This is a genomic window from Propioniciclava sp., from assembly GCF_047602245.1.
In the GTDB taxonomy this organism is placed as follows: domain Bacteria; phylum Actinomycetota; class Actinomycetes; order Propionibacteriales; family Propionibacteriaceae; genus Propioniciclava.
The window spans coordinates 2,115,511-2,134,836 of record NZ_JASGHT010000001.1 but is presented as its reverse complement, the minus strand read 5'-3'; the positions used below and the strand labels follow the sequence as shown (position 1 = coordinate 2,134,836).

The window sequence follows — 19,326 nt, the reverse complement described above, 5'->3', positions numbered from 1 at the left end:
TCCCCACAGCCTAGCGGAGCGTGACGTACAGCCGCCCGTCTCTGCGCGAAACGCGACCGCCGGGTACGTCGACGCCTTTCTGCCCTCTCCATGCCATGACGAGGCGTTCGACGGCGTCCACGTGCACGGTGGCCACGTCGCGGACGCCTTGGTCGCGCAACCATTCGAGGATCAGTTGCCGCCGCACGCCGGGCGCGAGCCCGGCCAGGTGGCGGCAGTCAGCCTCACATCCGGGCTCGGTCTCGTCGGCCAGCACCGCGATCAGGCTGTGCGTCTCGCCGAGCAGCCGCGCCGAACGCGCCAGCGCATCGCGAATGCCGGGCCCGAGTTCGGCCTCCAGCACCGGCAGCACCACCTCGCGCACCCGCACCCGCGCGTAACGCCGGTCGGCGTTCATCGGGTCGTGCCACGGCTCCAGGCCCAGTTCGGCGCAGGCGTCCGCGGTGGTGGTGCGGGGGAGATCCAGCAGCGGACGCCGGAACGGGCCGCGCTCGGCGCGCATTCCCGACAGCGCCGCCAAGCCCGCGCCGCGGGCCAGGCCGAGCAGCACGGTCTCGGCCTGATCGTCACGGGTATGACCGAGCAGCACGCTTTCGCCGGGAGAAATGGCGTCCGACAACGCCTGATAGCGCGCCTCACGCGCGGACGCCTCGGGCCCGGCCCTGCCTTCGGGCACGGTGACGGCGGCCACCGACGCCTCCAGGCCGAATCCGGCCAGGCGCGCACGCACGGCCGCGGCGACGGCGTCCGAACCGGGCTGAAGGCCATGGTCGACGACCAGCGCACGCACCGGCGTGCCGCGGCGGGAGGCGACATGCCGCGCCGCCCAGGCCAGCGCGAGCGAGTCGGCCCCGCCCGAGCAGGCCACCAGCCACGGCTCACAGGCGAGCGTCTCGACCGCCTGGACCACCGCGAGCGTCGCGGCGCCCAGCGCGCGGCGGGCCATCAGCCGTGCACGCGCGCCATCCAGCGCGCGGGGTCGGCGATCTCCTGTGGGCTGGGCAGGTGCGCAGGCGCGTCATAGACGACGTTGAGCCCGTCCACGCCGACCCGGTCGATGACGGCGCGGCAGAACCGGGCACCGTCGCGATACTGGGCGAGTTTGAGGTCCATGCTCATCAGCCGGTTGAGCACCGCGACCCATCCGCCCCGGTGGCGGCGGCGCTCGAAGCGGGCCCGGATGCTGTCGACGGTGGGCACCACGGCCGGGCCGACGCGGTCCATCATGTCGTCGGCGTAGCCCTCGAGCAGGCTCATCGCGGCACCGACGCGTCCGATCACGCGCTGCTGCTCGGGGGTGGCCGCGAGATCCAGCAGGCTGCGCGGACGCTCCTTGCGGCGTTCGGGGCGAGCCTCTGCTTCAGCGTGGTCGTCGTCGGCGAGCAGCAGACTCATCTCGCCGATCAGGTGCCCGCGCAACCAAGGCGCGCGCGCGAACTGCAGCCGGTGGGTCTGCTCGTGCAGACACACCCACAGCCGGAAATCGGCCGGCCGGACGCCGAGCACCCGCTCGACCTGGGCGACGTTGGGGGCGACCAGCAGCAGGGACGGCTCGGCGGCGAACGGCAGGTATTGGCCGAGGATGCGGGTGCCGAGTGCGGCGAACAGCCCCCCGAGTTGGGCGCCGTTCGCGTGCGCTTCGGCCCTCTGCCACGCGGTCGCGGGCGGCGTGTCGGGGCCATCGCCCGCCTCGGCGAGCATGGTCAGCGTCATCTCGACGTTCGCGCGCAGCCAGTCGCGCCGGTCGACGACCCGCATCGGACCGTCCGCGATCGCGCCCAGCCCGGTCACCTCGGCGACCGGGCGCACCGACGCCAGCGCCGCGGCCCGCAGGCCGGCCACCACCTCGGCGGCCTCGGCCGGCGTGAGCACCGGGCCGGGCGGGATCACGCCCGCGCCGACCGCGATCGCGGCCCGCGCGTCAATGAGGGGAACGCTCGGCATGCGGGCCAGCCTAGGCGGCGACCAGGGCCGACGATGCGCGGTCGATCCAGGCCCGGGCGGACGACTGGGTGCCGCCGGAGGTCATGAAGGCGAACACCAGCCGCTGCCCGTGGTCGGTGACCACATAACCGGCCAGGGTGTTCACCCCGCGGATCGTGCCGGTCTTCGCCCGCACCACGCCGCGCCCGGCGGCCGCGTCGGCGGCCGTGAAACGCTCGTGCAGCGTTCCGGTCACCCCCGCGACGGGCAACCCCTGGGTGAGCGCGCGCAGCCCTGGTTCATCGAGGGAGCGCCGCACCGCGCCGACCAGCGCATCGGCGCTGACCTGGTTCGAGGTGGAGATCCCGTTACCATCGGCCACCGCCATCGCCTCGGTCCACAGCCCTAGCCGGGTCAGCTCGGCGCGCAGCGCCTGCGCGCCACTCGCGGGCGTCGCCGGCAGCCCGCGGGCCAGCGCGACCTGCCACAACAAGGTCTCGGCGGAATCATTGTCGGACTCGGCGAGCATGCGCTCGACCAACCCCGAGACGGGCAGCGACTCGACCTTGGCGATCCGGACCGGGCCCGCCTCGCCCGGCCCGTTCGGCGCGGTCGTAGGGGTGGCACTCGGCATGGGGGTCGCGTCGGGGGCGTCCGGGGCGCGGCCGGGCTCGATCCCGGACACGGTGATGCCCGCGGCGGTGAGCTCGCCGGCGAACCGTTCGGCCGCGAAACGTGCTGGGTCCGGGTGGCGCTCGAAGGCGGCCTGCCCGGGACCCACCCGGGCATGGTCGACGGTGAGCGCGGTGATCGGCGCCACCGAATAGGCGAAGGCATCCGGCCAGGCCGGGTTCCAGCCAGGCCCCTCGAAGAGGGTCGCGTCGTAGCGCAGCGCGATCGTCGAGACGCCACGCCCGGCGAGAGCGTCCGCCGTGCTCCGCGCGAGGTCGCGCAGATTGGCGCGCCCCGGTGAGCGATCGGACGGCACACTGGCCAGCAGCGGGTCACCGCCGCCGACGAGCGTGAGCGTGCCGCCGTCCAGGATCACCGAGGTGGCGAAGCGGCGGGTGGGACCGAGCACATCGATCGAGACCAGGCCGGTGAGCACCTTGAGGCTGGACGCCGGTGTGCGTGGCCCGGCACCGCTGCGGTACACCTCGGCGCCGGTGGAGGCGTCCACGACCAGCGCGACGACATCGCCCAGCCCGTCGCGCGGCACGGCATCGAGGCGTCCGGCCAGCGCCGCGGCGTCCACCGGGGTTGCGGGCGCGGCGAGCGCGGGCAACACCGGGGCGGGGGTGGCGGCCACGCCCGGAGCGTCCAGGCGTCCGGCCCCCACCCGCGGATCATCGGCGAGCTGCGGACGCACCACCACCTGAAGCAGGACGATCCCGGCCACGGTGACCAGCACCCCGAGCCACACCAAAACCGCCGGGGCGGGGCATCGTGCACGCACTGCGTCCTCCCTCTGCCGGCGTCCGTTCGTCAGGATGCCATCATCGCCCATGAGGCGCCCGGTCGGCACACACGCTAGCCTGGGCATCACGCTGCACACACCGACGTTAAGGACAGCTATGCGCGCTAGCTTCGAGCGACCCAAGGTCAAGCCCCCGTTGCACTTCGACGTGACCGTTGAGATCCCGAAGGGCACCAAGAACAAGTACGAGATGGATCATCACAACGGCCGCATCCGCCTGGATCGCACGCTGTTCACGGCGACCGCCTACCCCAACGACTACGGCTTCATCGAGGGCACCCTCGGCCAGGACGGCGATCCGCTGGACGCGATGGTGCTGCTCGCCGAGGCGACCTTCCCCGGCGCCCTCATCGAATGCCGTGCGATCGGCATGTTCCGCATGCAGGACGAGATGGGCGGCGACGACAAGGTGCTGTGCGTTCCGGTGGCCGACATGCGCCAGGAGACGACGCGCAACCTCACCGACATCCCCGACCTGACCCTGCTCGAGATCGAGCACTTCTTCAGCGTCTACAAGGATCTGGAGCCCGGCAAGTCGGTCGAGGGCGCGGTGTGGACCGGCCGCGCCGACGCCGAGAACGAGATCCGCGCCTCGTGGGATCGTGCCCGCGGCACCTCCTTCGAGAACGAGTTCACCCCGCCCCCGGGTGGGGACGCCAAGGACACCATCGGTGGCCTGCACGACGACCAGTACAAGGGCTGACGCCACGCAGACAGCCGACCCCGGCCCCCGGGGCGCCCACGCCGATCGCCGGATGAGCGACCGGACGGCGCCCCGGGGGTCGTCGGTTCCATCGGACACGCGCGACATCGCCGCGGTCCCGACACCGACACACCTCGTCGATATGCCCGTTGCATCGTCATGCACGCGGGACGACGCTGCGGCCCAGGCACCGCCTTTCCTCGCCGACATGCCGGTTCCATCCCCCGGCGCGCGAGACATCGCCGCGCTGCCAAAAGCGCACCTGCACTTGCATTTCACCGGCTCGCTGAGCGTGCCCACACTGCAGCGCCTCGCGGCGACCCGCGGCGTCGAACTGCCCGAGTCGCTGGTCGACTCGATCGCCCTCGACGTACCTGCCGACAAGCGCGGATGGTTCCGTTTCCAGCGCCTCTACGACCTGGCGCGCTCGGTCGTCCGCGGTGAGGACGCCCTGCGTACCGTCGTCCGCAGCGCCGCAGAAGAGGACGCCGCGGAAGGATCGCGGCGGCTGGAGTTGCAGGTCGACCCCACCTCGTATGCCGCCTCGGTCGGCGGGCTCGCACCCGTCCTCGAGATCGTCTGCGACGAAGCGGCGTCCGCATCGGCCGACACCGGCGTCCAGGTCGGCATCGTGGTGGCCGCCTCACGCACCCGGCACCCGTTCGACGCCCGCACCCTCGCCCGGCTGGCGGCACGGTTCGCGGGCCAAGGACCAGGTGAGGTGTGCGCGTTCGGGCTGAACAACAACGAATGGGACGGCGACACACCCGAATGGGACGGCGCCTTCCGCATCGCGCGCCGGGCCGGTCTGCCGGGCGTGCCGCACGGCGGCGAACTGCGCGGCCCCGAACACCTGGCCGAGGTCGTCGAACACCTGCAACCAACGCGGATCGGCCACGGCGTCCGGGCCTGTGAGGATCCCGAACTTCTGGCGCGCATGGTGGACGCGGGCATCGCCTTCGAGGTGTGCCCGGCATCCAACGTGCACCTGGGCATCTATCCCACCCTCGCCGACGTGCCGGTGCGGACCCTGCTCGACGCCGGCGCGCGCATCGCCCTCGGCGCCGACGACCCCCTGTTGTTCCTGTCCCGCCTGGGCGACCAGTACGCGACCGCACGCCACACGCACGGCCTGTCGGACGCCGAATTGGCCAGCTTGGCGAAGGCATCCGTGCAGGCATCCTTCGCCCCCGACCCCGACAAGCGCCGCTGGATCGCGGACATCGACACCTGGTTGGCGACTCCCCCGCGTTGAGACCTCGGCGCGCCGCGCCACCCCAAGATTCGCGCTCCACGCGGGCGTCATCGCAAAAATCAGCCCCTCGGCGGGCCCATAGAGGCCTCCTGACACCGTCGAGTGGCTGATTCTTGCGATCAAGCGACCCACATCGAAGGTGACCGCACTCAGTGGGTCGCGCGCGCCGCCGGGTGGAGTGTGAGGGCGGAGACGCTCGGATGGTCGAGGGTGAAGCGCCACGGCCGGTCGAATGCGCGCGACACGTTGACCCGGACGCCTGCGCGCACCTCGCCGCGCTCACCGATCGGCGAGGTCAGCGTCACGCCGCTCGCGGCGTCCAGGACCGCGCCGTTGTCGTCGCGGGTGATGCCGAGCGCCCGGGTGAGGTTGCCGGGACCGCGGGCCAGCCAGGCGTCCCGCACGCCCGGACGCCGCTCCCGGGCAACCTCGATGCCCTCGACGAGCTCGCCGGCCCGCAACAGGACCGCGGATGCGATCCCGTCCGGACCGCAGACGATGTTCACGCAAGCGTGCCCGTGCATCGTGTACACGTACAGCCGCCCGGCCGGGCCGAACATCACCGCGTTCCGCGCCGTCGGTCCGCGCCAGGCGTGCGAGGCAGGATCGTCCGCGCCCTCATAGGCCTCGACCTCGGTCAGCCGGACGCCGACGCCACGCACCCGCAGCACGCAGCCGAGCAAGGCCGGCGCAACCGCGAGCGAGCGCGACGAGAGATCGGGAACCACCTCAGGCGGACGCCGCCGTGCCGAACCGGGCGGCATTGCGGGCGCGCGCCTTGGCGCGTTCGGCCTCGCGGTCCTTGGGTGCGGCCGAGGTGGTCAGCGAACTGACGAGCCGTTGGGTGGCGGCCTCGATCTCGGCGACGGCCGCATCGAACGCGGCCTGGTTGGCCAGCGACGGCTTGTTCATGCCCGAGATCTTCCGCACGTACTGCAGCGCGGCCTCATGCATTTCATCCGGATACGCCGGCGGCTCGAAGTTGAACAGCGGACGAATGTTGCGGCACATGACCCCACCCTGCCACGCCGCACACCCCTCGCCTAGAGGTCACCATCCGCCACCGCCGGTGCCGCCGAAGCCGCCGCCACCGGAGAAGCCGGAACCGCCCGACGAACCGGACGTGGACGCCGACTGAGCCGAGGCGGAGGCCATCATCGACGAACTGAGTTCGTGGCTCAGGTTGTTCATCGCGGCGGCGAAGTAGTAGCCGTCGAGCGACCCGTAGCCGACGTACCAGTCGCCGCGGTGGTAGCGGCCCTCACGTTCGAGCTGGGCGAACAGCTTCGCCCAGCGGTCGGCGACGCCGAAGATGGTCGCCCACGGCAGGTAGCGGGAGAACACGTCGATGCCCTCCTCGAAGCGGATCTGGTCGGCCTCGGCGGTGCGCAGGTAGAGCTCGAAGCCCTTCGCCTGGGCGAGCACGGCCGACCCCTCCGCGGTGCGGCGTCCGGCCTTGAAGGCGAGCGGGGCCAGCACGAGCCCGGCGATCACCGGGGCGAGACCCACCAACCCGAGCCCGAAGGCGAAGCCGAGCACGAGGCCGAGCAGGACGCCGCCACCGATCAACAGCAACGCCGTCAGGAAGGCGAGCACCTGGGCCACCCGCGGGCTGCCCTTGAACCAGTGCAGGTCTTTGGTGACGCGTGTCTCGAGGCGCTGCCGGGCGCCGGGCAGCAGGTTGTGGTAGCGCTTGTCGCGCAGTTGCTTGGTGGTGACCTCATTGCCTCGCTTGAACAGCGTCGAGACGATGTGCGCTTCGGCGGGCGTGAGCGGATCGTTCGTGGTCCGGCGGACGAAGCGCCACCTCTTGCCATCTTCGACGATCTGGTAGTGCCCGCGCGCGGCGAGATCGAGGATCGTCGCCGTCACGTCGACGTTGTCGGCCCGGGTATCGAGCAGGACGCCGACCTCACCGACCGCTGCGCCCTGGGGCGGGGTGAACTGGACGGCGACATCATCCTTGCCCAGGCGGCCCAGACCGACCGCCGTCGCCTGGCCGGGTGCGGGCCGGATGCCCGGGGTGAGCCCGAGGTAGACCTCGTCGCGCGACCAGCGCCGGTACTTGACCAGGACGGCGCCGATGCCGAGCGCGGTGAGGACGCCGGTGAGTCCGACGGTCAACGGGGTGACCGGAATGACATTGCCGGCGTGGTAGCGCTTGGTGAACCGGGGCTCGGCACCGACGAAGGTGCCGGCGGGGAAACCGGCGACCACCTGCATGCCGTCACCGCGGTCCAGTCCGGTGGCGGCGAAGGTCGTGGTGTCGCCGGCCGACGACGCCTGGCACGGCTGGTCGTATTGCCGCCCGGAGAAGCAGGCGGTGCGGCTGACGCCCACCGGGCCGGTGACGCTCACCTTGGCGCTGTCGATGGGAACATCCCACGCGCCGGCTCCGAGCGCATTCCAGTTGAACTCGTCGAGGCCGCTGGTCGCATGCCGGGGCGCGATCAAGCCGCGGGCGGTGAACACCATCCGGTAGGTCTGGACGCCACGCACGCGGGTTCCCTCGCGGCCCACCCGGATCTTCACCGCCCCGTCCTGGCGGGTGATCAGGGTCTCGGCGGGCGCGCCGCTGGGGCTGCTCACCTCGAGCACGTCCACATCGGTCATCCGCCACTGGTCGGGATTGCCGTCCACCGCCTGCTGGGTCCCCAGCACCAGGTACGGCCCATGACCGGCCTCGTTGGCGAAGTTGAAGGCGAGATCGAGCGTGACGGTGCTGGTGCCCTGCTCATCGACCTTGACGTCGGCGCTGAACTCGGGAATGCGCCACGACCGCGGAGTGTCGTCGTCGGCGTACGCGGGCAGGGCCATCCATGGCGCGGCGAGCACGACGGCGAGGACGGCGAACAGCGCCGTCAGCAGGCGGGACGTGCGGGTCATGAGCGCTCCTCGGCTTCGGGGATACCCCCACCGTAGCCACCAACTCCAGCGTCGGCTACAGATCCACACCCAGGTAGGTGTGCCGGACGCGGTCGTCGCGCAGCAGCGCCCGTCCGGTGTCGGTGAACATGATCCGGCCCACCTCGAGCACGTAACCACGGTCCGACAAGGTCAGGGCCGCCTGGGCGTTCTGCTCGACGAGCAGCACGGTGGTGCCGGAGGCCTGAAGCTCGGCGATCGTCCGCATGATCGTCTGCGTCATGATCGGCGACAGGCCCATGGACGGCTCGTCCAGCATCAGCAGCCGGGGCCGGCTCATCATCGCCCGGCCCATGGCGAGCATCTGCTGCTCACCGCCGGAGAACAGTCCGGATGGCTGCTGGCGCCGCTCCCCCAGCACGGGGAAGAGCGCGTACACCTTGTCGAGGTCCTCCTTGATGCCGGCGTGGTCGCGCCGGGTGAAGGCGCCGAGCAGCAGGTTGTCCTCCACGCTCATCCGCGGGAACAACTTGCGCCCCTCGGGCGAGTGGGCGATGCCCTTGGTGACGATGCTGTGCGCGGGCGTCCCGTCGAGGCGTTCGCCTTCGAACCAGATCTCGCCCGAGACGGGTTTGATCAGGCCCGAGATCGTCCGCAGCGTGGTCGTCTTGCCGGCGCCATTGGTGCCCAGCAGCGAGACCACCTGGCCTTGTTCGACGGTGAACGAGATGCCCTTGACCGCCTGCACGCGCCCGTAGGCGACCACCAGATCCTTGACCTCAAGCATCGTTGTCCTCCTGTGCGCCGGCAGGCGCGTCCACGTCGATCGGCGTCCCGATGTAGGCCTCGATCACCCGCGGATCGTTCTGGACGACCTCGGGTGGGCCGTCGATCAGCACCGCGCCGCGGACCAGACAGGCCACCCGGTCGCACAGGCTGAAGATGAACCGCATGTCGTGCTCGATGACGAGGATCGCCATGCCGAGCCCGCGGATCCGGGTGATCAGCTCTTCGGCTTCGCGGGTCTCCTGCGGGTTCATCCCCGCGGTGGGCTCGTCGAGCAGCAGCAGCTTCGGCTCCAGGGCCAGCGCCCGGGCGATCTCGAGGCGGCGCTGGTCGCCGTAGGGCATATTGCGGCTGAGCAGATCGGTGGCGTCCCCGAGCCCGACGAAGTCGAGCCATTCCTGCGCGATGCGGCGGGTCTCCGCCTCCTCGCGGCGATGCCGCGGCAGGCGGAAGATCGCCTCCAGCGCGTTGGTGCCGGTCCGCGCGTAGCGTCCGACCATCACGTTCTCCAGCGCGGTCATGTTCTGGAACAGCCGGATGTTCTGGAAGGTGCGCGCCACCCCGGCCACCGCCACCCGGCGGGGTTTGGGCGGCAACGTCTGGCCGTCGAACTCCACCCGTCCGCTGGTGGGCTGGTACATGCCGGTCAGGCAGTTGAAGAACGTCGTCTTTCCGGCGCCATTGGGGCCGATCAGCCCGACGATCTCGCCGGGGGCAACATCCAGGCTGACCTGGTTGACCGCCGTGAGGCCACCGAACTTCATGGTGACGTCACGGGCGCTGAGCAGGGCGGTCATGCTTGGTCTCCCTTGAGCTCGGGATCGGGGGCGCCGGCGAGCGACGGGATGACGTGCGCCTCGATGTTCTCACCGATCTCCTCGGCGAGGTCCTCGTCGTCGGCGTGGAACTCCAGCTGGCGACGCTCATCCGGCATCAGGCCCTCGGGACGGAAGCGCATCATCACGACGAGCAGGACGCCGAACAGCAGCAGCCGGTAGTCCTCGAAGAAGCGCAGCTTCTCGGGCAACAGCTTCAGGATGGAGGCGCCGATCAGGACGCCGCCGATCGTGCCCATGCCGCCGAGCACGATGCCGGCCACCAGGAAGGCCGATTCCATGAAGATGTACTGGTCGGGGGTCACCGACACGTCCACGTGCGCCTTCACCGCGCCCGCGATGCCGGCCAAGAACGCGCCGCCGGCGAAGGCGAGCAGCTTCAGCCCGAACACGTTGACGCCCATCGCCTCCGCGGCCCGCTCGTCCTCGCGGATCGCCACCCAGCCGCGGCCGATCCGGCTGTGGTTGAGGTTGGTGAACACGAGGATGATCACGGCGAGCACCAGCAGCATCAGCCAGTAGTAGTTCGCGAACCGGCCGATCTGGACGCCGAGGATCAGGTGACTCTCGCCGAAGTTGAACCCGAACACCTCCAGGTCGGGGATAGCCGGGATGCCGTTGGAGCCACGGGTCAGGTTCGGGCCGTCGACGCCGTCGAGGTTGTTCATCGTGATCCGGAAGATCTCGCCGAACGCGAGAGTCACGATCGCCAGGTAGTCGCCGGACACCCGCAGCGTCGGCGAGCCGATGATCAGGCCCAGGATCGCCGCGACGGTGCCCGAGATGAGCACGACCACCAGGAACGGCGGGCTCCAGCCGATCGTGGCGAACGCCGAGCGGGACAGCACGGCGGCGGTGAACGCCCCGGCACCCAAGAAGGCGATGTAGCCCAGGTCGAGCAGGCCGGCCAGGCCGACCACGATGTTGAGGCCCATCGCGGTGGCGGCGAAGATCAGGACGCCGGCCGCGATCGACATATTGGCGTCGGAGCCGTCCTGCGTCATCGGGAACATGAACGCCACCACGAAAGCGGCGAGCACGAGCGCATGCCGGTTGCGGGCGGCGGCCGCCGACAACCAGCCCATCACGCCGACGCGCACCGCCACGAACACCAAGACGCCGCACAGCACGCCGAACGTGACGAACCCGCCCGCGTCCTCTTGGCCCAGGCCGTAGGCGGCACCGAACAGGACGAGCGCCACCGCACCGACGATGCCGAGGATCTGGCCCCACGGGGGCGTCTTGACGAACTGCAGGCGCGGATCGTGCCCCTCGGGCAGCGCGCGGGTGGCGACCGTGGCGAGGAGCGCACCGGCCAGGCCGACCCAGGCACCGGGCTCGAGCGCGACGAGCCCGCCGAGTTCGAGCACGATCGAGATCGAGGCGACCGCGAAGTAGATCAGGGCGCCGGACGCCGCGGCCTTGGCGCCCCGGTTGAACGCCAGCAGGCGGCGCGGGCGGCGTCCGGGTTTCGGCTTGATCAGGTAGGGGGCGACCAGGCTGCCGAGCAGCAGGACGCCGAGCACGAGGGCGAACCATTGCAGCGTCGACGGCTCACCCCAGTAGCTGACGTCGTCGAGCGCGTTCGGCAGGTAGGCCCATGCCATGAAGGGGGCGGCCAGGACGCCGAGGGTGCCGGCGATCGCGACCACGCGCGCCGGCTTGGCGAAACGGACCCACCGTCCGGCCGGCGGCAGGGACGCGGCCGAGGCGTCCGTAGCAGACACGGTGGCGTTCATGCGCGGTCCACCACCTTCGCGCCGAGCAGGCCCTGGGGACGGAACACCAGGACCAGGATGAGCAGGGCGAACGCCCAGACGTCCTTCCAGGCCGACGAACCGAACTGGCCGGGAATGTAGGTGGTCGCCATCGCCTCGACGACGCCGAGGACGAGGCCGCCCACGACGGCGCCGTTGATATTGCCGATGCCGCCCAGCACGGCGGCGGTGAAGGCCTTCATGCCCGCCATGAAGCCCATCTGGAAGTCGATGTTGTTGTAGCGCAATCCGTGCGCCATGCCCGCGACGGCCGCCAGCGCGGCGCCGACGGCGAAGGCGGTGGCGATGGCCCGGTCGACGTTGATGCCCATCAGACGGGAGGTGTCGGGATCCTGGCTGGTGGCCTGCATCGCGCGGCCCATCCGGGTGCGGTTGACGAACCACCACAACAGGGCCGTGCAGAATACGAGCGCGATCAGCGTGAACGCGGTCGAGTACTGGACGGTGACGCCGCCGATCTGCCAGGAGCGCCCGGTGAAGCCGTCGATGACGGGGAACGGGACGGCGCGGCGGCTGTCAGGGAAGCCGGGGATGCGTCCGTAGAACAGGCGCACCGCCTCCTGCAGCGCGATCGACAAGCCGATCGCCGAGATCAGCGGTGCCAGCCGGGGCGCCCCGCGTAGCGGACGGTAGGCGAACCGCTCCATCAGCAGGGCCGTGCCGACCGCGGCCATCACGCCGCCCACCAGCATCGCGGGCATCAGGACGCCGAACGCGAAACCGGGTGAGAGATGGGAGGGGGAGCCCATCAGGATCCAGACCGTGTAGGAGCCGAACGCCCCCACCATGAACACCTCGCCGTGGGCGAAGTTGATGAGCTGGACGATGCCGTAGACGACGGTGTAGCCCACCGCGATCAGCGCGTACAGCGCGCCGAGGCTGAGTCCGTTGACGAGTTGCTGGGCGAAGAGATCCATCTGACTCCCTCGTGAACCGGGAAGGGGCCGGGCCGCGCCTGTCGGCCCGGCCCCTCACCTATGAGTGGCCTCGCGGCACCGACTACTTGTAGTCCTCGGTCCGGACGGCCTTCCACTCACCGTTCTCGACCTTGTAGACGGTCAGCGTGCGGGTGGTGTTGTCGCCGTACTGGTCGAAGGAGACCTTGCCCGAGGCGCCGGTGAAGCTGACCTTGTTCAGGGCCTCCACGGTGGCCTTGCGCGCGGACTCGGCATCGCCGGCGTCCTTCAACGACACCTTCAGCGCCTCGATGAGGGCAGTACCGGCATCGTAGGAGCCGATGCCGTAGGCACCGTAGCCGCCGGAGAACCCGGCCTTCTCATAAGCCGCCACGAAGGCCGCCGCGGTCGGCAGAGCCTCCGCCGGGGCGCCCACGTTCGTGGCCAGGTCACCGCTCGCCGACGCGCCGGCCAGATCGATGAAGGCCTTGTCGAAGATGCCGTCGCCACCCATCAGCGGGATGGTGAGACCGGCCGCCTTCATCTGCTGCGACAGCGGCGCCGCCTGCGGATGCTCGCCGCCGTAGTAGACGAGCTTCGGGTTGGCGGCCTTCACCTTGGAGATGACCGCCGAGAAGTCCTTGTCGTCGGGGTTGATCGTCTCGGCCGCGACGATCGTGCCGCCACCCTTGGTGAACGCCTCGCTGAAGGCCCCGACCAGGCCGGCGCCGTAGGTCTTCTTGTCGTGGATCGTCGCGATCTCCTTGATGCCCTCGTCCAGCAGGTACTTCGCCGCGAACGGCCCCTGCACGTCATCGGTGGCGCAGGTGCGGAAGTAGGTGGAGTAGGCGCGCTTGGGGTTGGCCAGGTCGGCGCCACGGGTCAGGGACGGATTGGTATTGGCCGAGGAGATCAGCGGGATGCCCGCCGACTCGAAGACCGGCTGCATGGCCTGGCCGACCGAGCTGTTCAGCGGGCCGACGACCCCGACGAGGGTCTTGTCGGCGACCAGCTTCGTCGCGGCGTTGCGGCCCGGATCGGGCTGGCCCTGGTCATCCTCGGCGACGAACTTCAGCTCCCAGCCCGGGATCGCGTTGGTCTCATTGGCCTGCCTCACGGCGAGGTCGACCGAGTTCTTGATGCCGTTGCCCATCGCCGACAGACCACCCGACAGCGGCGCGATGACACCGATGGTGGCCACCTTCTTCGCGGCACCACCCCCCGACGGCGCTGCCGGAGTGTTGCGCTGACCGCAGCCGGTGAGAGCCACGGACGCGAGAAGCAGGCCAGAAACACCTGCGAGAGCGATACGACGCTTCACGTTGAAGTACCTCCTGGTGAGTGCACACCGGCGGCCGGTCGGCCTCCGCGCATGGTGACGCTTATTAGAGCCGCATCCGCCCGCTCAGCGGAACGGTCTCGGGCCTCAGGGGGGACGCCTTTACCCAACTGTTGCATTGTCCGCGTCTCGATACCGCGTCCTACGGTGGATATGGCTGTTGGCCAGCGAACTGGGCTGACATCCGCCCGCGGCCCGGAGCGCCCGCTCCCCGCAGCAACTTGGCTCATGGCGTGGCCGTCATCCAGGCCCGTGCTCGGTTGAGTGCTGAGCCTTGTGGCGGCGCTGTTCGAGCGGGTCGCCAAGCCGATCGGTACCGATGCGATGCCGGGGGTGTGGCTGGCCGGGCGTCGTCTGGTCGCGATCGACGGCACATGTCGACGTTGCCGACACACCGGTGAATGCCGAGCACTTCGGCCGTCCCGGGGTCAACAAGGGCGAGCAGGCAGCGTTCACGCAGGCGCGTGTCGTCGCGTTGGCTGAGTGCTGCACGCATGCGGTGTTCGCCGCCGAGGCCGGCACCTGCTCACAGTCGGAGGCGGTCTTGGCCGATCGTCTCATCGAGCGGTTGGCGGCGGGATGCTGCTGACCGCGGATCGCGGGTTCTTCTCCTACGCCTTGTGGCGCAAAGCGATCGGGACCGGAGTGGACATGCTGCGGCGTATCCGTACCGACAAGTCCGGGCCCAAGCCGGTCCACGTCGAAGACCTGCCGGATGGCTCTTGGTTGGCCGACCTACGACAGACCCATTCCGCAGCGACACGGGCCGCGGAACCGATGCGGGTGCGCTTCACCGAGTACACCCTCGACGACGGCCGCGAGAACGCCACGAGTCATCGGCTCTTCACGACCATCTTGGATCCCGGAGAGGCCACCGCTACCGATCTGGCCGCGGCCTACTCGCGACGCTGGGAGATCGAGTCGGCCTTTGATGAGTTCAAGACCCACCAGCGCGGACCGCGCACCATCCTGCGCTCGAAGTCGCCGGACCTTTCGCAGAAACGGGCTTACAAGCCTGATCCTACCGGCCGATTAGTGCCCCAAACACCCCACCCAAAACCCTCCGACAAGGCACAACACATCAGAGATCCAGAAATCAGCCCGAGAGGTCCAACTCAGGCTTGAGCCTTAAGCGCGATCGCTGAGAGCGGGCACAAGCTCTCGTAGCGCCTTGGCGACCGCTTGTGTAGGTGACGTCGTCGTCACCTCATATACCGGGTCACACACCCAGCACCGTCCGGACCAGGGCACACGTCCACCAACAGAATAGACCTCGCCACATTGTCACAACGAACCCACCACCGAAAATCACCATAAATGACCTAGGCCAAGTGTTGTACTTGCCCTCCTCGGGACACAACGCGTAACATGCGTACATGCTGAAGAGATCACGTTCGGGAACCTACATTATTGCCATTGCGTGCAGCATTCCGGCCATTATGGTCGCCGACCTGATTCTTGAGCGAATTGGTGGCACCTTCAACAACTTAAGAGCAGACCCATCCGTATGGGGAACATATGGCGATTGGGCAGCCGCAATCATCCCAACACTGGCGATTCTAATCACCATCAAGATGTGGGCCGACGATCGCATCGACACAATTAAGTCCGCGACCTACCTCAACCCCAATGTTGAGCTTGAGAGACATGGCAACTGGATGCTCCTAAACAATTCAGGGCACCCATTGACCGAAATTTGCTGGAAGGGCCAGGACAAATATCACAGCATCCTCGAAAACGGAAAAGCGCAAGAACTCGACACGCCATCCGAGATCCAACCTCTTGAAATCCATTTCACAATATCAGGCGTGCGATACAAGGTGCAACCAGGGACGAATCCGATCCCCCTTGACCCAAACTGGAAACCTTAGCCCAATCCCACAACTCCAATAAATTCAGGGGATACAGCACCTGCTCCTTCCACACCGCGAGCCTTGACACCCAGCCCATTCAGAGGCCGTCGAACATCGGTGCTCCCGCAATCGAAAAAGCCTTCCCTGCAGCATCCGAGACAATATTGAAGGCATCCATGTTCTTCGCTACAATCATTGGCGGAATCAGCTTAACATTTCCCTCCAGGGCAACTTTATTGAAAAGCGTATTAAAAGCCCCTCCGTCTACAACCGTGCCATCGATCGTTCCTACGACCGCATCAGTCGCCGTGCACATCAACGTCCCCAGGGCATCCCAAGTGCACTGCGCACGCGTGTTCATCACTGCCGTGAGGTTTCCTAACGCGACATAGGGGGTGAACGGATTGCCACCCATGGTGAGAATATCCCAATCAGATAACTCTCTCATCAATTCCAGCGCGAACTTCCTATCTTGCTTCTTGTACCCATTAAACGCAAGCGAGCGCGGACGAACGTCCGTCTCCGGAACGGTGGACTGAATAAGATAATCATAGATTTCCGCCTCCGCATCCCCCTTACTTGCGGACGTCGGACCATAACAGAACTCTGCAGACTCTGCCGAATAGGTAAATGTATGAACGGGCGTGGAAATCACCGCACACTCAAGTGCGAGCCTTCTGTCCCTTCCAGCGAGGAGCGATAGTGCCGCAACACAGTAAGCCTGCCTAGCCATAGCCCACGCAGTCGATCCATCTAGCGGATCGACAACAATAACACGGGCGCCAGGAGTAAAGTACTTCGGCTGCTGAACTATTCGCTCCTCACCTACGACTCCCCAAATATTTAAGTCAGGCCAAAATTGGCTCTTACGAAGGCGTTCCTCAAACTGAAGATGGGTATCCTTATCCGCTATGATAGGATCGTCTCCCGTATGAAACTGACCTTCATGCTGCGCAATGCGCAGCATTCCTGTACTGGTTTCCAGGAACCGGATGACGTGCTTTGACGACTCTTTGAGCGCCTCCAAGCAGTCCAGCGTGTCCACAACAGCCACCCTTGCCCCTCTTCCTGCTTCACATCGGGTCGAATCCGGGATTGACTTCAGTCTAGCGCAGCCCCGCCCGGAAGTTCATGCAGACAGAGCGCACCCTTGGGAGTAATCGTATACGCATTGTATCTTTGGTCGCCCTCATGCGACGCTCGCGTCACTAGGGCAGCCGCTTCAAGATCTCGCAGGTACTGTCGGAATTTCGCTGCGGTTGCGAAGCCGAAAGAAAGATACATGTTTGCATAGATGCGTTCGGGCTCGAGCCGCTTGGCTTCACGAAGAATCGCCCAGTGACCCTCACTAACATGCCCGCTCAAGACATCTATCTTCTCTCTTGCCTGCCCACCTACCCAGACCTTGAGAAGTTTAAACATCTTCTCCCGGTCGGCGAACACCTGATTCCTCACGAGCATCTCTACGGAAAAGTTCTCGGCATAGTTCAGCGCAGCCCGAAGGTTATGACCCAGGCGCTTATAAAGGAAGGAAAATCCTTCTTCCTGGACTGGGGCGATTGCATCCGTACTTCGCCGGAACACCGAGATGCGCCGATTGATAAGGAGAGGCATTTTTTCCATCCCCAGTGGCCGCAGCTTCATCGGGGTGGCAAGGCGACCCTCCAGACGACTTGAGGAGGTACCATGCTCCACGACTCCCTTCGCCCCGCAAAGCACCCAACGAACACCGGGAAGAGCCAGAGCGTCATCTCGCATTTCTTCAAGAACCTGACGCGCTCTCGCCGACGTACGGACGAGCTCCAGGTTGTCAAGAACACAGATAAACCCTCCACCCAGATTCGATGGAAAAGCCCTCGACAACCAAGATCGAACAACACTTTGGAAATCATCACTTTGGACAGGGCGACTGACCCATGCCTCCAGCTCACCAACAGAAGGAAAGGGATTCCGCTGGGAGTCGATACGATGACGATGGTCGTTGAAAGCATGGGCCAGTTCCCGAATCACACTTGACGTAAACTCACGCGAAGTCGTTTCCGGGGTGAGTTGAAATGGATTGCGAACCAGGGCGAAAGGAGCCACCTCGACACCTCGTACAAACTCCTTTTGGAGTTGGTAACCAGCGACCGCAACCAGGCTAGTCTTCCCCACTCCACTTTCCCCCTCAATGCAGGGATGCAGAGTGGTGTTCCTCAATTGACTCTTCAGTCGCGCCAGTTCAGCGTCTCGCCCGACAAACATTCCGTTGCCATCCGGATCGGGAGAAATGGGATGTACGTAGTAGGGACTGCCATCAAACCCGATATCTTGCCAACGCACTGGATTGATAGACATGAGAGCTTACTTCGACGGTAAGGTGGGCCTTCGAGCCAGAAGCTTCTCAGCAAGCTCGTCATGCTCCCGGCGCAACTTCTCCTGCTTCCTCTCAACCTTCGTATGGAAATCTTCACTGGAGGTCTCCCTCTCAATGTAAGCCGCCACCGCCTTGCGAATCTCACTCGCAGTACTATCTTCGTGCAACGACGCCAGCAGTCGAAGCTTGTCGAGAGTATTTGAATCAAAGCGCACACTCGTGAGCTTGTCAGCCATGAGTTACATCCTCCCATCGACCCTCGGCGAGAGCCTGAGTTGACACTAGCACACGCATCCGCGCATCGCAATATCGCGCCATCGCGAGGGCGCGGATATTCAGGCGGACCCCCGAGGCCTCCGCGCGCCAGCCCGGCCAAGCTGCCTGCGCACATGCTTCGAGCATTCAGTTCACTCATCGTTTTTTCGCCATCCTCATCCTCGTTGCTGAGCGGGCCATGGCGAAGCTCGGCCTCCGTTGTCTTGGGCTCTGCTGGCCAGCTGGACCGGGACTACGCTGGGAAGATGACCGATCGATCCGTCATTCTGCCCCTGCCCGAGGAGGACTTCAGCCGGTGCTGGCCGTCGTCGCCCACCCCGACGACATGGAGTACGGCATGTCGGCGGCCGTCCACCGCTGGACGAGCCGCGGAGTGGAGGTCGGCTACCTGCTGCTCACCGCGGGCGAGGCCGGCATGCAGCGTCCGCCCGCCGAGGTGGGTCCGCTGCGCGCCGCCGAGCAGGCCCGGGCCTGCGCCGAGGTCGGCGTCGAGCGGCTGACCATCCTGCGGCATCCCGACGGGATGCTGATGCCGGATCTGGATCTGCGCCGGGACATCTCCCGCGAGATCCGCCGGTTCCGTCCCGACGTGGTGATCACGATGAACTGGGACGCCGAGGCGCCGTGGGGCCTCAACCAGGCCGATCACCGCGCCGCCGGGCTGTCGGCGCTGGACGCCTGCCGCGACGCCGACAACACCTGGGTCTTCCCGGAGCTGGCCAGCGGCGAGGGCCTGGCCAAGTGGGGCCCGACCTGGCTGCTGGTGGGCGGCACGGCCGACCCGACGCACGCGATCGAGGTGTCGGACGCCGACGTCGCCGCCGCGGTCGCCTCGCTCAGCGCGCACCAGGCCTACCTGGCCGATCTGCCCGGGCATCCGGCACCGGCCGACTTCATCCCCGCGATGCTCGCCGATGCGGGCGCGTCCGTGGGTCTCGGCAACGCCGTGCTGGTGCGCGCCCACCGCCTGCGCTGACCGCGCC

At 67.4% G+C, this 19,326-nt stretch carries 20 protein-coding genes; 6 read left to right on the top strand and 14 right to left on the bottom strand.

Going from position 1 to position 19,326, the window contains the following annotated elements; all coding sequences use genetic code 11:
* Positions 1 to 10: 10 nt before the first annotated feature.
* The 3 genes from tilS to dacB are packed head-to-tail and all read right to left on the bottom strand — an operon-like array spanning position 11 to position 3,379.
* Positions 11 to 946, bottom strand: a complete 936-nt coding sequence (gene tilS / locus QM708_RS10140; RefSeq protein WP_415107670.1) for a tRNA lysidine(34) synthetase TilS — start codon at positions 944 to 946, stop codon at positions 11 to 13.
* Entirely contained in the window at positions 946 to 1,944 is a 999-nt protein-coding gene (locus QM708_RS10135; protein ID WP_415107667.1) for a zinc-dependent metalloprotease, read from the bottom strand. Before QM708_RS10135 ends, tilS begins: the two co-directional genes overlap by 1 nt.
* Positions 1,945 to 1,954: 10 nt before the next feature.
* The gene (gene dacB / locus QM708_RS10130; RefSeq protein ID WP_415107664.1) at positions 1,955 to 3,379 is read right to left on the bottom strand and encodes a D-alanyl-D-alanine carboxypeptidase/D-alanyl-D-alanine-endopeptidase; all 1,425 of its coding nucleotides are present in this window, start codon (positions 3,377 to 3,379) and stop codon (positions 1,955 to 1,957) included.
* Between the two features lie 118 nt (positions 3,380 to 3,497).
* On the opposite strand from dacB, the gene QM708_RS10125 reads away from it, so the two are divergent.
* Complete coding sequence (locus QM708_RS10125) at positions 3,498 to 4,103, top strand: inorganic diphosphatase (protein ID WP_415107661.1); 606 nt, start codon at positions 3,498 to 3,500, stop codon at positions 4,101 to 4,103.
* Positions 4,104 to 4,311: 208 nt separating this feature from the next.
* The gene (locus QM708_RS10120; RefSeq protein ID WP_415107658.1) at positions 4,312 to 5,358 is read left to right on the top strand and encodes an adenosine deaminase; all 1,047 of its coding nucleotides are present in this window, start codon (positions 4,312 to 4,314) and stop codon (positions 5,356 to 5,358) included.
* Positions 5,359 to 5,507: 149 nt separating this feature from the next.
* Here QM708_RS10120 and QM708_RS10115 read toward each other — a convergent pair whose 3' ends face one another.
* From QM708_RS10115 to QM708_RS10080, 8 genes are all read right to left on the bottom strand, one after another.
* Positions 5,508 to 6,122, bottom strand: a complete 615-nt coding sequence (locus QM708_RS10115; protein WP_415107655.1) for a DNA-3-methyladenine glycosylase — start codon at positions 6,120 to 6,122, stop codon at positions 5,508 to 5,510.
* Positions 6,088 to 6,369 carry a DUF2277 domain-containing protein gene (locus QM708_RS10110; protein WP_415107652.1) on the bottom strand — a complete coding sequence of 94 codons (282 nt, stop codon included), beginning with the start codon at positions 6,367 to 6,369 and terminating at the stop codon, positions 6,088 to 6,090. The genes QM708_RS10115 and QM708_RS10110 overlap by 35 nt, the downstream gene beginning before the upstream one ends.
* Before the next feature lie 39 nt (positions 6,370 to 6,408).
* On the bottom strand, positions 6,409 to 8,244 hold the full coding sequence (locus tag QM708_RS10105) for a DUF2207 domain-containing protein (RefSeq protein WP_415107649.1): 1,836 nt from the start codon (positions 8,242 to 8,244) through the stop codon (positions 6,409 to 6,411).
* Positions 8,245 to 8,299: 55 nt separating this feature from the next.
* Entirely contained in the window at positions 8,300 to 9,010 is a 711-nt protein-coding gene (locus QM708_RS10100; protein WP_415107646.1) for an ABC transporter ATP-binding protein, read from the bottom strand.
* Positions 9,003 to 9,806 carry an ABC transporter ATP-binding protein gene (locus QM708_RS10095; RefSeq protein WP_415107644.1) on the bottom strand — a complete coding sequence of 268 codons (804 nt, stop codon included), beginning with the start codon at positions 9,804 to 9,806 and terminating at the stop codon, positions 9,003 to 9,005. Before QM708_RS10095 ends, QM708_RS10100 begins: the two co-directional genes overlap by 8 nt.
* Positions 9,803 to 11,584, bottom strand: coding sequence for a branched-chain amino acid ABC transporter permease (locus QM708_RS10090; protein WP_415107641.1), 1,782 nt, complete (start codon positions 11,582 to 11,584; stop codon positions 9,803 to 9,805). Before QM708_RS10090 ends, QM708_RS10095 begins: the two co-directional genes overlap by 4 nt.
* Positions 11,581 to 12,540 carry a branched-chain amino acid ABC transporter permease gene (locus tag QM708_RS10085; protein WP_415107638.1) on the bottom strand — a complete coding sequence of 320 codons (960 nt, stop codon included), beginning with the start codon at positions 12,538 to 12,540 and terminating at the stop codon, positions 11,581 to 11,583. The genes QM708_RS10090 and QM708_RS10085 overlap by 4 nt, the downstream gene beginning before the upstream one ends.
* 82 nt (positions 12,541 to 12,622) lie before the next feature.
* Positions 12,623 to 13,840, bottom strand: a complete 1,218-nt coding sequence (locus tag QM708_RS10080) for a branched-chain amino acid ABC transporter substrate-binding protein (RefSeq protein WP_415107635.1) — start codon at positions 13,838 to 13,840, stop codon at positions 12,623 to 12,625.
* Between the two features lie 415 nt (positions 13,841 to 14,255).
* Here QM708_RS10080 and QM708_RS10075 point away from each other — a divergent pair, with 415 nt between their 5' ends.
* The 3 genes from QM708_RS10075 (at position 14,256) to QM708_RS10065 (ending at position 15,729) form a co-directional block, all read left to right on the top strand.
* Positions 14,256 to 14,447, top strand: coding sequence for a hypothetical protein (locus QM708_RS10075; RefSeq protein ID WP_415107632.1), 192 nt, complete (start codon positions 14,256 to 14,258; stop codon positions 14,445 to 14,447).
* Positions 14,438 to 14,983 carry a transposase gene (locus tag QM708_RS10070; RefSeq protein ID WP_415107629.1) on the top strand — a complete coding sequence of 182 codons (546 nt, stop codon included), beginning with the start codon at positions 14,438 to 14,440 and terminating at the stop codon, positions 14,981 to 14,983. Before QM708_RS10075 ends, QM708_RS10070 begins: the two co-directional genes overlap by 10 nt.
* A gap of 251 nt (positions 14,984 to 15,234) precedes the next feature.
* Positions 15,235 to 15,729, top strand: a complete 495-nt coding sequence (locus QM708_RS10065) for a hypothetical protein (RefSeq protein WP_415107626.1) — start codon at positions 15,235 to 15,237, stop codon at positions 15,727 to 15,729.
* Positions 15,730 to 15,808: 79 nt separating this feature from the next.
* Here QM708_RS10065 and QM708_RS10060 read toward each other — a convergent pair whose 3' ends face one another.
* The 3 genes from QM708_RS10060 to QM708_RS10050 are packed head-to-tail and all read right to left on the bottom strand — an operon-like array spanning position 15,809 to position 18,303.
* Positions 15,809 to 16,765: a hypothetical protein gene (locus QM708_RS10060; RefSeq protein ID WP_415107623.1), complete on the bottom strand. Its 957-nt coding sequence runs from the start codon at positions 16,763 to 16,765 to the stop codon at positions 15,809 to 15,811.
* Between the two features lie 47 nt (positions 16,766 to 16,812).
* Positions 16,813 to 18,048, bottom strand: coding sequence for an ATP-binding protein (locus QM708_RS10055; RefSeq protein WP_415107620.1), 1,236 nt, complete (start codon positions 18,046 to 18,048; stop codon positions 16,813 to 16,815).
* Between the two features lie 6 nt (positions 18,049 to 18,054).
* Complete coding sequence (locus QM708_RS10050; protein WP_415107617.1) at positions 18,055 to 18,303, bottom strand: hypothetical protein; 249 nt, start codon at positions 18,301 to 18,303, stop codon at positions 18,055 to 18,057.
* A gap of 335 nt (positions 18,304 to 18,638) precedes the next feature.
* Between QM708_RS10050 and QM708_RS10045 the strand changes: the two genes are divergently transcribed.
* Positions 18,639 to 19,319 carry a PIG-L deacetylase family protein gene (locus tag QM708_RS10045; protein WP_415107615.1) on the top strand — a complete coding sequence of 227 codons (681 nt, stop codon included), beginning with the start codon at positions 18,639 to 18,641 and terminating at the stop codon, positions 19,317 to 19,319.
* Positions 19,320 to 19,326: the final 7 nt, after the last annotated feature.

Bases quoted from the DNA above. Each gene is read 5' to 3' on its own strand.
- QM708_RS10085 (WP_415107638.1), bottom strand. From the start codon at position 12,540: ATGGATCTCTTCGCCCAGCAACTCGTCAACGGACTCAGCCTCGGCGCG.
- QM708_RS10095 (WP_415107644.1), bottom strand. From the start codon at position 9,806: ATGACCGCCCTGCTCAGCGCCCGTGACGTCACCATGAAGTTCGGTGGC.
- QM708_RS10100 (WP_415107646.1), bottom strand. From the start codon at position 9,010: ATGCTTGAGGTCAAGGATCTGGTGGTCGCCTACGGGCGCGTGCAGGCG.
- QM708_RS10135 (WP_415107667.1), bottom strand. From the start codon at position 1,944: ATGCCGAGCGTTCCCCTCATTGACGCGCGGGCCGCGATCGCGGTCGGC.
- QM708_RS10065 (WP_415107626.1), top strand. From the start codon at position 15,235: ATGCTGAAGAGATCACGTTCGGGAACCTACATTATTGCCATTGCGTGC.
- QM708_RS10125 (WP_415107661.1), top strand. From the start codon at position 3,498: ATGCGCGCTAGCTTCGAGCGACCCAAGGTCAAGCCCCCGTTGCACTTC.
- QM708_RS10070 (WP_415107629.1), top strand. From the start codon at position 14,438: ATGCTGCTGACCGCGGATCGCGGGTTCTTCTCCTACGCCTTGTGGCGC.
- QM708_RS10120 (WP_415107658.1), top strand. From the start codon at position 4,312: ATGCCGGTTCCATCCCCCGGCGCGCGAGACATCGCCGCGCTGCCAAAA.
- QM708_RS10105 (WP_415107649.1), bottom strand. From the start codon at position 8,244: ATGACCCGCACGTCCCGCCTGCTGACGGCGCTGTTCGCCGTCCTCGCC.
- QM708_RS10110 (WP_415107652.1), bottom strand. From the start codon at position 6,369: ATGTGCCGCAACATTCGTCCGCTGTTCAACTTCGAGCCGCCGGCGTAT.
- QM708_RS10055 (WP_415107620.1), bottom strand. From the start codon at position 18,048: ATGTCTATCAATCCAGTGCGTTGGCAAGATATCGGGTTTGATGGCAGT.
- QM708_RS10090 (WP_415107641.1), bottom strand. From the start codon at position 11,584: ATGAACGCCACCGTGTCTGCTACGGACGCCTCGGCCGCGTCCCTGCCG.
- tilS (WP_415107670.1), bottom strand. From the start codon at position 946: ATGGCCCGCCGCGCGCTGGGCGCCGCGACGCTCGCGGTGGTCCAGGCG.
- QM708_RS10050 (WP_415107617.1), bottom strand. From the start codon at position 18,303: ATGGCTGACAAGCTCACGAGTGTGCGCTTTGATTCAAATACTCTCGAC.
- QM708_RS10115 (WP_415107655.1), bottom strand. From the start codon at position 6,122: ATGCCGCCCGGTTCGGCACGGCGGCGTCCGCCTGAGGTGGTTCCCGAT.